This window comes from Bacillus sp. AMCV2 (assembly GCF_056033925.1).
Map to the genome: position 1 here is coordinate 3,094,671 of NZ_JBVYIB010000002.1, position 14,040 is coordinate 3,108,710.

The window sequence follows — 14,040 nt, forward strand, 5'->3', positions numbered from 1 at the left end:
GCTGCGATTACGCTTCATACGTTTCATCGCTTTCTGCTGTGTGTTCAGCCATCAGCCGGATAATCAGCGGCAGAGCCGCGGCAATCACCGTAATGATCAGCAGAACTGTTATTCCCATTGTAAACAAGTGCCCAGTACCGTACTGGATGTCGATATATACTTTCGAAACCGGATCTTCAAATGTAAAGTTCGGCATGATCAAATCAATAAGCGGTGCGACATAGAATAGAATCATTGCCGCTGAAGCAACCCAGCCAGGGATTGATCCGAATCTGAATGCCGTCCGGATGAAGGCAGAGCTTGCGACCAGCAATAGAATCGTAAACACCGACCACTTAATCGTCTGATCGTCCGGCAGTGAATAAATATTCAAACCGAACAAGCTAATCATAAGTCCGACAAGGATATTCAGAATTCCGAATAAAGCTCCTTTGACGAGAAGCGGTGCATTTTGGTAATACGAGCTGAAATAGCCGATTAACAGACTGCTGATCAACACAATGACAAGGATGACAACCGGAGGTACCGTCTGAGTTTTTTCTTCCGGAACCTCTCCGCTGATTTTAAGCGGATTCGCCAAGTAATCATATACATAGCCATTGTTTTGCCCATCTACTAATGTGTTTCCGAGTATGCCGTATACGTCATTGCGCACGAGTTTCGTGGAAGCGACATTTTTCCCCCAGTTGTTGTTTAAGGTGTCGGCTTTCGCTTGAACATCATTGACGCTTTGCTGCATGTTGGTTGTGTAATCAATGATGCCTGACTGGCGATCAGACAATGAACCCATCATGTCTGACATTTGCAGCACTTCCTGGCCGACTGTATCTTGGACACTCAGTGCCATGGTGCCAGACAGCCCATCGTTGCTGAACGTCGCAGATTCCTGTGTTGCGCCCGTTACAAGCTGTTCTGACGCTTTTGCGGCACTTTCAGAAATTTTCGTCAGTTCGTCGAGAACACCTGCTTGAGAGTCACGGATATAGCCGCTGTAGTCGTCCGCAAATTTGGTCATGCCGTCGATGAAGCTGTTAATATCTTCATCAGTTTGCATCGTGTTGTTCTTGAGAGCTTCCCAGCTGGCTGATTCTGCAGGTGTGAGAGCCAGGACTGATTTGACGTTGCCTTGCTGGCCATCAATAGCGCCGGCTTTTGCAGCACTGTCAATCGTACCGGATAATACAGAGTCATAAACAGACAAATATTTATAGTATCTCATTAAAGCGGAGATTCTTTCTGTATTGATTTCTCCTGAAAATTGAAGCTGATCTTTATTTTCAAGCTCGCGAATCGCACTGTAAATCCCTTCAAACTCCCGCTTCCGTTTCGCTTCGAGTCTTTTGAGATTATCATCGAGTGTTTTCACTTGGTCTTTGAGATCATCTATTTCATCATTAAGACCGTCCATTTGCTCTTTCAATTCTTGAAGCTTCTTCTTCAGTGCTTCATTATGTGTATTTTCTTTTTCCTTCAGCTCTTCTTCGATTTGCTTAATTCGCTCTGACGCTTTGCTGAGCTGTTCTTTTGCTTTGGCGATATCAGAAATGTCATCGTTTCCTGGTTGATCTTGGTCTCCAGGCTCCGTCGTATCTCCGCCGCTCCCGGTATCTCCTGAATCTCCGGTTCCGCCTTCATTTGCCAGCTTGATAAATTGAAGGGCTGAATCAGAAGATGCAGTCTGTTCGGCAGATGTGCCCGTTTCGGTTTGTCCGCTGTCGGACGCACCGTCAGATCCATCGCCGTTCTGCTCCTGACCGTCTGTTCCCTTCTGCTGGTCTTGATCCTGAGTACTGCCTTCCGTTTGTCCGTCATTACCGGTATCACTGCTGTTATTGTCGTTCCCTGTGTCGCCCTGTGTATCATCGGGATTTGTACTGCCCCCGTCATCAGGTTTTTCTGGATTATCAGTGGACGGATCGTCTGGTTCAGTACCCGGGTCCTCCGGTGTTGGGTCCTCTTTTTCAGGCTCCTTCAGATTGTCTGAAATATCCTGAATATCAGCAGCGATATTTTTCAGTTCTTCACGCTGTTTTTCAAGATCAATTTTGAGTTCTTCAGGATCATCTTCTTTAGGGTCTTTATCTTTATCATTGTTGTCAGAGCCATCGTCTATGACTGGGTCGTCCCCTTTCTCAACAGTTAGCGCCGGACGCGTCAAAACAAGCAGTTCATACACCTGATTTAGTGCAGCCTGCCTTGATGCGACCTGGTATTGGTTAATTAAATCGCTTTGTATCTTCGCCATACCAAGTTCCTGCTGAGGCACTTGACTCTCCCTAATTTGCTGGGCGTTTGCCAGCACATTACTGGTTTGTCCGAGCTGTGTCTTCGCTTGGCTGATCCCAGTTGCCAATCCGCTCATGCGTTCGCTGAACTGATTCGCCTTTTGCTGTGCCTGGATGGCATCCAGACCTGTCCGGATTTGCTGCTGTGTTGAATCTTGGGCTGCCAAAAGCAGCTTTTTCTGATTTTCTTGATATTCTTTGTATCTTTCAACTGTATCAATGAATTCTTTCAGCGTGTTTTTGGCTTCCTCCGCTGTAGAAGCTTTTTCTTTTGTCGTGCCTTGCGCTTCATTCATTGATTTCTTCAGCTCATCGATTAAGTCTTTTTGCTGTTTGATTTCACCTGCTAAATCATTAGAGCTTGGTTTGTAAAAGTTGTACATGACATTCTGGAATTCAGATTCTTTATTGACGATCTTGTCAAATTCTCCTCTGACATTGTCCACTTTTTGTGAAACAAAATTCCAGTATAAGGCCGACATTTTTTTGTTCATTGTCTTTTGGGCATCCTCAAGCTCACGCTGAACTTTTTCTTTGTTAACCGCATTCAGGTTATCTTGAATGCTGAATTCGAGCGTTGCTTTTTGAGGATGGTCTTTGTCATAGCTCAAAATGTTTTTTGAGAAGTCTGAGGGAATGTAGACGATCGCATCGTATTTCTTTGAAGCGAGACCGGTCTCGGCCGCGCTTCGGTTTACGACCGTCCACGAATAATCAGGACGTTCACCCAGAACGGCCGCTACTTCCTTGCCGAACTGGGCGGATTTGTCCTCTTCATCAGACTTTACCTCATCACTCAATACGCCTGTGTCTTCATTCACCACCGCGATTTGCCGGGTGGAATTGACTGCTTTTTTCGTTGGGTCGTCTCCGATAAATCGGAAAAACAACACCGGCAGCAGCAAAATGATGATGACGGCGGATATTAACTTGATCAAGCTTTTTCGTTGTTCTGTCATCTAGCACTCTCCCTTTCAGCAGAACATAAAGGAATTTGAACTTTTTGCTCCTTCCCGTTTTCCACAACATATCCGAAGCCCGGCTGAATCTCAGGCTCCTGTCTTTGGTACGGGAGAGGAATGACATTTTGCTCAGATTTTTTCATCAGCAGAATCGCGTGGCGGATTTGCTTCATCTCAGTCGTCAAGGAGTCATAGCCTTTTGAGAATTCGCTGTGATTTCCGCCCGGGATAAAGCTGAACCCAAGATGAGCGTATGATTTCATGAAGTTAGCGAGACGGTCTTGTATTCTCGTATCAATCGTCTGCTGGAATCTCGTTATCCCGTCAATCATCAGCACCACTTGTGAGAATCGCAGATTTTGCGCGTCTCCTTGGCGGACGGCTTCTACATACATGGCCTCTCTTGTTTTGAAAATGTCTTCTGCTGTTTCAATCCACTGCTCAATATCTTCTTTCGTTTCCAAATATGAAACATCTGATTCCTTCGCATAATGAGATAAGCCGCGGTCAATCGAGTCAAACAGGCCGATCATTTCAGTTTCATCATCAATCAGATGTTCGAGCATTACTTTTAAGACGTTTGTTTTCCCGCGCTGAGTCTGGCCTAAAATCAGGCAGTGCTTATGCTTGCCTAAATCAAAATAGACTGGGCTGACTGTTTCTTCATGAAGCCCGATCGGTACAGATAAAGGCTTGCGTTCCAGCTTGAAGCGGATAGAAAATTCTCTCGTCGACAAGCTCTCAGGCAGCATCGGAATCGGTGCCGGCTGCTCCATTGAAGCAAATCGCTCTTGAAGTTTCTGTACGTCTGATTTCAGCTCGTTGAACATGCCGATATCATCATCAGCGTCAACAGGCAGGAACATTTGCGCGAAATAAAGCTCTTCCTTTTGAATGATGACGCGTCCCGGAATCGGCTCAAGATTGAATTTCGGACGGCCATAAATGGAATATCCTTCTGATTGATCCATGAGATAATGGACAACCTTTGTTTTCAAGTTATTTAACAATGACTGGCGGACAGCATTCACCCGCGTTGCTGTCAGCATAAAGTAGATACCCAAGCTTTGTCCGTCTCTGGAAAGCTGGACAAATTCCGATTCAAGCTCATGCATCTCATCCTTGACAATGTCAAAGTTGTCAATGGTGATAAAAATGAACGGAAGCTCTTCTTCGCTCAGCGCATTGTACATTTTGATGTGGCTGATTTCTTTTTCCCGGAACAAACGTTTACGGCGGTCAATTTCTTCTTTGATGCGAATCATGAACTTTTCAATTTTCCTTGACTGGTCCATCAGGAAGTAATCCGCGGTATGCGGGAGCTTCGCTAATGGCAGCAGCGTTCCGTTTCCGAAATCAAAGATATAGACATGAAGCTCTTCAGGTGTGTATACGTCCGCAAAGCTCATCAGGAACGTTGCGGCTGTAATCGATTTTCCGTAGCCCGAAGAGCCGAAGATGCCGATATTTCCATCTTCCATCATCTTATAAGCAATTGGCGCCTGTCTTTGCAGATCAGGTTCATCGACATACGCAAAGTGGAAATGGTCTTTTTCGTTTGAAGGGAAAAGAGTGCGCGGAATACGTTCCGCAAGCGGCGGCAGCCAAGGGCTTGGCAGCTTCTCGATTCCCATTTCATCTTGGATGCGTTCAATTTCGTCAACTACAGCTTCGATTTCGGTTTGAACGTCTTTTTTCGCGTTATCTTCGGTATCAACCTCAGAAAGCGGGATCAGACCCGTATCTGTAACAATCGCGATTTCATCCTCGGTACCGTAGACTTCCTCTAAGTAAGGCGCCCCGCTCCATGCAGATTGGAACAGCTCATACACTTCATTGTTTCCGACCTGCAAATAGCCGCGGCCTGTTACGGTAATGTTTGCGGCATCGCTGTTTTTCAAAATTTCTTTACTGTCGGTGGCATCCTGGACCTTGAGCGCTACTTTAAAGCGCGAGTTACTCCAGATCTGGTCGTCGATGATGCCGCCTGGCTTCTGTGTCGCCAAAATCAAATGAACGCCGAGGCTTCGTCCGATACGCGCGGCACTGACAAGCTCCCTGATAAAATCAGGCTCCTCGCTTTTCAGCTCGGCAAACTCATCAGAAATTAAGAACAAGTGAGGCATCGCCACTTCTGCTTTCCCCTGCTTGTACAGCTTTGTATAGTCATTGATGTGATTAACTTGATACTGGTCAAACAGGCGCTGCCTTTTTTTCAGCTCGCTTTTAATGGAAGCAAGCGCACGCATACTGAAGTTTTTGCTTCCTTCAATATTTGTGATCGTGCCGAGGAGGTGGGGAATGTTGCGGAACGGCTGCGCCATTCCTCCGCCTTTATAGTCAATTAATAAGAAAGCCGCTTCGTGCGGATGAAAATGCACGGCAAGTGACAAGATGTAAGTCTGGAGAAATTCACTTTTCCCTGATCCCGTTGTCCCCGCAAGCAAGCCGTGCGGACCGTGTGCTTTTTCGTGAAGGTTCAGATACACAATGTCATCTTTCCCTTTATAGCCGATCGGCACTGACAGCGACTTCGACGATTCACTTGTCAGCCACCTTTGCTGAATGTCGATTTCTTTTACTTCCTTTGCATGAAAAAGCTCCAGGAACGATACCGTTTCCGGAATGGAATTCGTAATGCCGACCTGGTGGTTCAGCGTCCGCAGCGTGCGTGAGAACCGTTCGTTGTCCTCACGCTGATGATGATCGAGACGGAACGGAATTCTTACCGCTTTTTTCTTTTGTATTAAAATGTCGCCTTCATGCTCATTGATGTAGCGGACAAGAGTTGTAATGTTTTCCGACAAGCTTTCCTTTGTTTCCGCTGCGACAATTGTCGAGATGCCCAGATGCTCATGCTGTCCTTCTAAATATTCGAGAATGACATGCTCAGAGATCAGCTGCTGATTCGTGATGACAAATACAAAATGCGGTTTGAACTGCAGTTTTTCTTTGTCATCTTCGAGATCACGCTCTCTGATCAATTCGTAAAGTGAAGACAGGAGCTGATCTCGCGTTTGCTCATTATAAATAAATCCTTTTGCATAAATATGGGGCATTTGAAATTGCGGAAGCCACTTCATCCACTCCCAGTCTTTATACTCTTCTTCATGAAAAATAAATACAAAACGCAAATCGTGATAGCTGTTAAAGAACGAAAGCTGTCCGATCAACTGGTGAATCTCATTTTTCACAATTTGCGATTTACCGACAAGCCCCATCGGACCTTCTGCCAAATCGACCGTCACCGGCGCATTGCGGATATCTTTATAGACGCGCTGCATGTGCTGCGATTTCTCCATGAGGTCATCGATATCACGATTCGCCAAGTCTCCGCCGCTCATATTGATTTCATAGCTTGAAGGGACTGTTCCCGTCCCAAGCCGCAGCTGGAGATAATCCTTGCTTTCAAGTGATTTTTCCCAGATCCGGTCACTGATTTCACTTGTTAAGTATTTCATTTGTTCAAATGAAGGAAAGTGAAATTCAAGAACCTGCTTTTGCTTTTCAGCAAGTGCCTGAAGCTCTTTCCGCTTATTGTCTAAGTAAAGCTTATATACACGCTCCCGTTTTTCCTCGCGTTTTTTCCGCTGGTTTTTATCCCGGAAATATTGCACTGTCGAGGTAATGAGAGTCATCATAAACATCGCCAAAGAAACGAGTATAAATATACCGCGCGGCTGGATGATGGCAACTACGCCCATCACGATCAGCATCACAAGCGGAGGCAGGATGACGAGCCACAGCCCTCTGTTGGTTTGATCGCTCTCCTGAGAGGGGAAACTGAAAGAAACGCGGTCATCCGGCAGATCGTATACCATCCGCGGCGTTCTTCTGTACTGCGGATATTTTTTCTGCATTTCTGTACTCGGTTTGACCGTTTCTGTTAACGCTGTTTCAAACTGGGCATAATGAACAATTTCTAAAAGGTCTTGTTCCGTCACCCTCATTTGCGTGAAGTTCCAGAATATTTCATCCCCCGGCTTGAGCGGCGTATTGGCGTTGATTTTCTCTCCGTTCAAGAAGATCGTTCCGCTTTCAGGGCGGACCGACCAGCTGCCGCCTGCACGAAGCAAAGAAAACGTGCTTTGTTCTGCAAATGCAAAATCTTGCGGATTCAGATAAATATCTGCATTCGTTTTTTCTGAGGAACATACAATTTCATCCCGATTTCCCGTAAAATAAACGGATTTCTCAGGTTCACTGCCCGTCAATATCAAGCGTATATCCTGCTGATCCGTTTGGAGAGTAAATGATATATCCGTCTCAATCGTGCCGAGACAATCATTTCCCAGGAAAACTTCGTATTGGCCGCCGGATTCCTTTCTTTTAAGAGAAATCACTCCGCTATTAAATGGAATGGAGCTGATCGTAACGGAATCCTTCACATCAGGCCCTATGGTCACCGGATGAGACGACGGGAGGTTAGAAAGATTTAATTTTTGAACGTTATTTTGGTAAAAAACCCATAATAGACTCAAATGGCGAACCCCCTTACGGCCGAATGGCAGCATGCGATGACCTGTGCTTCATGTCTCACGTTATTTGTCATCTTTTTTCTCATCTTTCTTTTCTGTTTCTTTTTTCTCGTCTTCTTTTTTCTTCTGTTCTTCTTTTTTCGCTTTTTCCTCGGCTGCGGCTTTTTCTTCTGCCGCTTTCTCTTCTGCTTGTTGTTTTTCTTCGTCTGTTTGTGTCTGTTCTTCGCTTGTATCGACTAACGATGTTTCAGAATTAGACTGTTTATTTTCTTGACGTTCTTTTTGGGCTTTTTCAAGCTCACTATTTACTGAGTCAAGTTCTTTTTGTATATCTTCATCATTTGTATCCTCAGATAAAAGCTGCTGTTTATATTTAGCTAGGGCAAAGTAAATATAATCATTGTATTCAAGCTTACGGCCGATACTGATCGCTTCTTTGTATTCTCCTCGACCATAATCAATCCAATACAAGAAATGCTGAGGGTCTGATTGAAGGGTGACTAAATTATTTTCTATATTTTTGGTTTTTGCACTCCCCAGGTTTTCGACCTCAACATAGGACGTCGCCAGCTGATACTGCACCGATTCAGGCAGGCTTTCCGCATCATACTTGGACAGTGTGCTGATGACTTCACTGTACTGCTTGTTTAAGAACGCACGGTTGCTGTCCACTATCGCCTGGTGCTTTGGCTGCGCGAAAAATAAGGCGTACATCGAATAAATAAGTGCCGGTACAAGCAAAACAATGAGCCCCAGGCCGATATATCGCTGGATGTTCCACTTCTTTCTCGGGATATGTATGTATGTTTTTGCTTTGGCTTCGAGCTCATCAATATGGGTTTGAATCAGCTCGAGCAAATCATCATAGGATTCAGCATCTAATATCGCCTTTGCCTCTGCGGAGAACGTCAGCGTTTCATTGAATTTCAGGTAGTCTTCAAACGCAAAAGCGCCGTCAACTGCCAAAGCCGCTGCCGCTTTCAGCTCCTGCCATACTCTTTCCTCATCACGCTCGTAAGGAGGAATGCTTTCTTTTACTCCATAATGGAGAAAATAAGGCGTAAGCCCTTTATCGAATACAATGTTTTCAGGAGCGACAATCAAATTCAGCCTCGACAGATTGTGCTGCTGTACGGCTTGAACAAGCTGATAGGCAAACTGCCATTTACTTTTTTTATCCTTAGCTTTCATGAAGCGGAATGCTTTATAGGAGGAGGGAGGTTGGATTGTGATGATTACTTCATCATCCGTCACATCGATTTCTTTATAAAAAAATGGATTTATATCTTTGATCACGTTAGCTTCAAGACCGTCGAGAAGCTTTATTTTTTCCCGTTGAAAGGTAAATGTATAGCCGGCATCTGTTTTCTCGGCAACAGCTTCTAATTGGTTTTCTAAATATGATTTTTGTTTACCTGACATTCAACCAGATCCTTTCATAATATTTCTAGCCGGTCTCCGTTTGTAATGCCGCAATCAGACAGCTTGCATTCTCCGGAAAACACCTTATCCTTGTTCACCACTCTGATCCAGTGCCCTTCGCGCGGAGGCATAGATACGCTTTGGGCCTGCCAAGCAATATCAATTACTTTTTTCACCGGGTGGTAATCTGACAATCTGAGATCAAAGACACTGCCGTTATAATGTTTCAAATCTATTGTAATATCAATATACATTTAGGATCACCCTTACATAGAAAGAGCGCCGTCTTCTTTTGAATCAGGCGCTCCTTCCCTTTCATACTGTTATCCGCGGATTTGATTTGCGATGTCTTGGTCAGTAGACTCAAGTGTATTTGCTGTTTGATCAAGCTGCTGATTCACATCTTGAAGCAAATCTGACATTTTGATAAATGAAGGTTTGAGCTGCTCGTATTGATCTGCGAACGCTTCGCTTGAAGCACCTTCCCACATGCTTTTCAAATCAGAGATCATTCGGTTTAAACGATCAACCTGATTTAATACTTCTTGGCTTTCAACGCCATATTGCTTCGCCATCGCTCTTAGCTCTTCGGGTGTGACACGAATTAATCCTGCCATATTCCTCATTACCTCCTGTGCCATCAGCCTAAATATGGGCTAATTCACTTATTTTTAGAACGTCATTATTATAAAAACAGTTTTTCGGCATAGTCAAACAAATATGTTTTAATTTTACAAAATGAGTCCAATGGTTTACCCCGAATCACTTAAAAATGACATATAATGTAAAGTAAATAGGTTTATTTTCTTAATCTTCTCTTCATTCTCCGAATAATCCAAAAGACCCAAATAACTCCCCAACTCCCAAAAAAAACCTTTCAGAAAATTTGATGCTACAGCACCATTTCTGAAAGGTTCAATTTTTTCTTTCCTTAATTAGTCTCGCCTCCGATGACTTTCTTAGAAGATTAATAGGATAAGCTGTCGTATTATATGAGGCATACAACTGTCCTGCAAAGAGGCGATTACACCGCCAAATGTATATAGAACGTTTCTCTCATGAAATTGTTTTTTTGCTTCTGTTCTTTGTTGTTGATTTTCACAAACAACAACAATCATAATAAAAGGAAGGGGATGAGATGTCAAAGAGAAATCAAGCAAGTAGGGAGATTTATGACCATGCCGAATGATCCGTTTAAATATAGTTTTGACAGACTTGAAGATGTGGCTGATCATATCAGCGACGTTCTGCGGTGCCCGATCACCATAGAGGATGTTAACCACAAGCTGCTTGCCTACAGTACACACAGCGACTGCACAGACCCTGCCCGGACGTCTACCATTATTGGCAGAAGGGTACCGGAGAAGGTGATTAACAAGTTGTGGAAAGACGGGACAATTCCAGCTCTCTTAAAAACGGACCAGCCGATCAGAGTCAAGCAAATTGATGAAGTTGGGCTGAGCAATCGCGTCGCTATTTCGATTTGGAAAAACAAGCAAGTGCTTGGCTTCATATGGGCGCTTGAGATCCAAAAAACATTGTCCGATGAAGATCTGCTGACATTGCAAATGGCAGCAAAAGCAGTGAGAAATAAGCTTCTCAAACTTCAAATCAGAAAAACGAAAAATGAAGAACGCAGCCAAGAATTTTTCTGGAAAATGCTGACCGGACACATCCATCAGGAGGATGATATGGCGGATGGGTTCCATAAGCTTGGAATGGCCGCTCCTTCAGAGTTTTCCGTTATAATCATCCGCATAAATGGCGAGCTGACTGAAAAAATCGAACAGCAGCTGCAATATTTACAGGAAACGACCCAGCAGGTTTACGTGCTGCTGGCGACCGTAGATTCCAATGAACTTATTATATTAACCTCACCCAAAACAGATCATCCTTTTCAAGATTTAAAACAGTTTGCTTTCAGTACGCAAAAACAGCTGAAGGAGCGGTATAAAATAGAAGACGTTTCTATCGCTTTTGGCGGAATATACAACTCTATTTCTTTTGTCTCCCGCTCCTATCAGGAAGCATTGTCCGTCTTAAAAACGAAGGAACGGTTCGCTGAAGAGACCAAACATCTTTTCAGCTTTTCCGAGTTAGGCATTTATCAATACTTAGATGTCTTAAATGAAAAACGGAAACAGGCGGGCCATTATAATTACTCGCTTTCCAAACTGGAACAATATGACCGGGATCACCAGTCAAATATGGTAGAAACACTAGAGCGCTTTATTGAAGCAGACAGCAACGTGAATACCGCTTCTAAGCTGTTAAATATACACGTTAATACGTTGAATTACCGCCTTAAGCGGATCAGCCAGATCGCTGAAATTGATTTGAAAAATGTGAATCAAAAATTCACCATCTATTTAGATATCAAACTTCGGCACATGGATTTGTGAAATTTCACAAATCCATGTTTTTTTATTTTCTTAATCAAACAAAGAATTTTCCAAAATATCAAGCTACACTAAAAATATCACAGGATACAGGAGGAGACAGATATGATCATAGGGGTTCCTAAAGAGATAAAAAACAATGAAAACCGTGTCGCACTAACACCCGGGGGCGTTTCTCAGCTCATTTCAAACGGCCACCGGGTGCTGGTTGAGACAGGCGCGGGCCTTGGAAGCGGATTTGAAAATGAAGCCTATGAGTCAGCAGGAGCGGAAATCATTGCTGATCCGAAACAGGTCTGGGACGCCGAAATGGTCATGAAGGTAAAAGAACCGCTGCCGGAAGAATATGTTTATTTCCGCAAAGGACTTGTGCTGTTTACGTACCTTCATTTAGCAGCTGAGCCTGAGCTTGCACAGGCCTTGAAGGATAAAGGAGTAACTGCCATCGCATATGAAACGGTCAGTGAAGGCCGGACATTGCCTCTTCTGACGCCAATGTCAGAGGTTGCGGGCAGAATGGCAGCGCAAATCGGCGCTCAATTCTTAGAAAAGCCTAAAGGCGGAAAAGGCATTCTGCTTGCCGGAGTGCCGGGCGTTTCTCGCGGAAAAGTAACGATTATCGGCGGCGGCGTTGTCGGGACAAACGCGGCGAAAATGGCTGTCGGCCTCGGTGCAGATGTGACGATCATTGACTTAAACGCAGACCGCTTGCGCCAGCTGGATGACATCTTCGGCCATCAGATTAAAACGTTAATTTCTAATCCGGTCAATATTGCTGATGCTGTGGCGGAAGCGGATCTCCTCATTTGCGCGGTATTAATTCCGGGTGCTAAAGCTCCGACTCTTGTCACTGAGGAAATGGTAAAACAAATGAAACCTGGTTCAGTCATTGTTGATGTAGCGATCGACCAAGGCGGCATCGTCGAAACTGTCGACCATATCACAACACATGATCAGCCAACATATGAAAAACACGGGGTTGTGCATTATGCTGTAGCGAACATGCCGGGCGCAGTCCCTCGTACGTCAACAATCGCCCTGACTAACGTTACTGTTCCATACGCACTGCAAATCGCGAACAAAGGGGCAGTAAAAGCGCTCGCAGACAATGCGGCACTGAGAGCGGGTTTAAACACCGCAAACGGACACGTGACCTATGAAGCTGTAGCAAGAGATCTAGGCTATGAGTATGTTCCTGCCGAGAAAGCTTTACAGGATGAATCATCTGTGGCGGGTGCTTAATTCACAATGAGCTTGCAGAAAGATTTCTGCAGGCTTTTTTATTTTTTAAAAGGAAAAAAGAGACCATTTCACGAATTATGACTATGAAGTTGATCATAAAGGAGGATTCATATGGCTGTTCAGCAATATGGCGTGTTAAAAGGCATAGTCTTAGACATGAAGCGGGAAACAGATGATGACAGTCCTCATTTCCAAGTCAAAATGCTCGGTGAAGAGAATACGTATTACAGGTGCGCCATCAATGTGATGTCCAGTTCTGAGGAATCTGAAGTATTGTATTTGGCTGACGATCAGTTTGATTCGGGCTCAATTACCATCCTTCCGAACATGCCGTATGGATATACAAGGATCAATGAAGCAAACCGTGAAGTGGCACTGGATTATGTGCGGGGCAATTTGTTTGACCCGCGGGAAATGAAGCCTTTGCCTCATGAAATCACGGGACCTGATAATGATTTAAATGATTTTATTGAAACCTATATGAAGAAAGCACAAGATGAGAAAGCGCCGGTTTATATATTCGGTTCAAAATTCGGACCTGAACAGGCTGCAGATAAAATATTCGGCTTTACCCCGACCAACGGAATGCACAATATCCATATGAATCAAGGGAATGCAATGGATACCCGCTGGAAAAAAGACAACGGCTCTTGGCATGACGGGGGTATTCTGATTCAGTTTGCAGATCAGTGGGCCGCTGTGTTTTTAGCGTTTTTATCCCAATCTTGGTGTACCGATGAAAACGGAAACCCGGTCAGGGATTGTGATCATACCCAAACGTCTGCGTAAGATAGAAAAAGAGACTGCAGCGAGCAGTCTCTTCGGAAGATTGTTGACAAAATCCTAAAGCGTTTTTAGGATTTTGTCATGTTTTCAGCGTGATTGAAAACCCTTGAACTCTAGGAAAGATGAGCATTGGAGCGGAGCGAATGTTCTAATTCGTGAGCACCAACGCGCAGACTTGACAACGAATGCGAGGTTTTATCGACACGCTGAAGAGACTGCGGCTAGCAGTCTCTTTTTGATACGATTACACATTTTCAACAGTCTTTAGGCTGTTTGGCCTCATATCGCTCCAATGCGATTGGATATAGTCCAAACAAGCTTCACGCCCTTTTTCCTCATGAACGACTGTCCAGCCGCTTGGCACATCTATAAAACCGGGCCATAGGGAATATTGGCCTTCTTCATTGACCAGCACCAAATATGTGCCATCCGCATTTTCAAAAGGATTTGCCATTCTATTTCTCCT

Annotated in this window: 9 protein-coding genes; 3 read left to right on the forward strand and 6 right to left on the reverse strand. The window is 44.4% G+C overall.

What is annotated here, in order from left to right; translation table 11 throughout:
• Window positions 1-7: 7 nt before the first annotated feature.
• The 5 genes from esaA to AC0OMA_RS16155 form a co-directional block, all read right to left on the reverse strand.
• On the reverse strand, window positions 8-3,244 hold the full coding sequence (gene esaA / locus AC0OMA_RS16135; RefSeq protein WP_474222257.1) for a type VII secretion protein EsaA: 3,237 nt from the start codon (window positions 3,242-3,244) through the stop codon (window positions 8-10).
• A complete protein-coding gene (gene essC, locus AC0OMA_RS16140) occupies window positions 3,241-7,728 on the reverse strand; it encodes a type VII secretion protein EssC (protein WP_474222258.1) in 4,488 nt (1,495 codons plus the stop codon). Before essC ends, esaA begins: the two co-directional genes overlap by 4 nt.
• Before the next feature lie 60 nt (window positions 7,729-7,788).
• Complete coding sequence (essB, locus tag AC0OMA_RS16145) at window positions 7,789-9,147, reverse strand: type VII secretion protein EssB (RefSeq protein ID WP_015384529.1); 1,359 nt, start codon at window positions 9,145-9,147, stop codon at window positions 7,789-7,791.
• A gap of 14 nt (window positions 9,148-9,161) precedes the next feature.
• The gene (gene yukD / locus AC0OMA_RS16150; RefSeq protein ID WP_003228763.1) at window positions 9,162-9,401 is read right to left on the reverse strand and encodes an ESX secretion system protein YukD; all 240 of its coding nucleotides are present in this window, start codon (window positions 9,399-9,401) and stop codon (window positions 9,162-9,164) included.
• A 69-nt stretch (window positions 9,402-9,470) separates the two neighbouring features.
• A complete protein-coding gene (locus AC0OMA_RS16155) occupies window positions 9,471-9,764 on the reverse strand; it encodes a WXG100 family type VII secretion target (protein WP_003220661.1) in 294 nt (97 codons plus the stop codon).
• 516 nt (window positions 9,765-10,280) lie between these two features.
• On the opposite strand from AC0OMA_RS16155, the gene adeR reads away from it, so the two are divergent.
• The 3 genes from adeR (at window position 10,281) to AC0OMA_RS16170 (ending at window position 13,577) form a co-directional block, all read left to right on the forward strand.
• Window positions 10,281-11,549, forward strand: a complete 1,269-nt coding sequence (adeR, locus tag AC0OMA_RS16160; RefSeq protein WP_474222259.1) for a sporulation transcriptional activator AdeR — start codon at window positions 10,281-10,283, stop codon at window positions 11,547-11,549.
• A 102-nt stretch (window positions 11,550-11,651) separates the two neighbouring features.
• Window positions 11,652-12,788, forward strand: coding sequence for an alanine dehydrogenase (gene ald / locus AC0OMA_RS16165; protein WP_014480718.1), 1,137 nt, complete (start codon window positions 11,652-11,654; stop codon window positions 12,786-12,788).
• A gap of 111 nt (window positions 12,789-12,899) precedes the next feature.
• Complete coding sequence (locus AC0OMA_RS16170; protein WP_003228755.1) at window positions 12,900-13,577, forward strand: YukJ family protein; 678 nt, start codon at window positions 12,900-12,902, stop codon at window positions 13,575-13,577.
• 241 nt (window positions 13,578-13,818) lie between these two features.
• Here AC0OMA_RS16170 and AC0OMA_RS16175 read toward each other — a convergent pair whose 3' ends face one another.
• Complete coding sequence (locus tag AC0OMA_RS16175; protein WP_029725880.1) at window positions 13,819-14,028, reverse strand: MbtH family protein; 210 nt, start codon at window positions 14,026-14,028, stop codon at window positions 13,819-13,821.
• Window positions 14,029-14,040 lie beyond the last annotated feature (12 nt).

Bases quoted from the DNA above. Each gene is read 5' to 3' on its own strand.
- essB (WP_015384529.1), bottom strand. From the start codon at position 9,147: ATGTCAGGTAAACAAAAATCATATTTAGAAAACCAATTAGAAGCTGTT.
- yukD (WP_003228763.1), bottom strand. From the start codon at position 9,401: ATGTATATTGATATTACAATAGATTTGAAACATTATAACGGCAGTGTC.
- esaA (WP_474222257.1), bottom strand. From the start codon at position 3,244: ATGACAGAACAACGAAAAAGCTTGATCAAGTTAATATCCGCCGTCATC.
- AC0OMA_RS16175 (WP_029725880.1), bottom strand. From the start codon at position 14,028: ATGGCAAATCCTTTTGAAAATGCGGATGGCACATATTTGGTGCTGGTC.
- ald (WP_014480718.1), top strand. From the start codon at position 11,652: ATGATCATAGGGGTTCCTAAAGAGATAAAAAACAATGAAAACCGTGTC.
- adeR (WP_474222259.1), top strand. From the start codon at position 10,281: ATGAGATGTCAAAGAGAAATCAAGCAAGTAGGGAGATTTATGACCATG.
- AC0OMA_RS16155 (WP_003220661.1), bottom strand. From the start codon at position 9,764: ATGGCAGGATTAATTCGTGTCACACCCGAAGAGCTAAGAGCGATGGCG.
- AC0OMA_RS16170 (WP_003228755.1), top strand. From the start codon at position 12,900: ATGGCTGTTCAGCAATATGGCGTGTTAAAAGGCATAGTCTTAGACATG.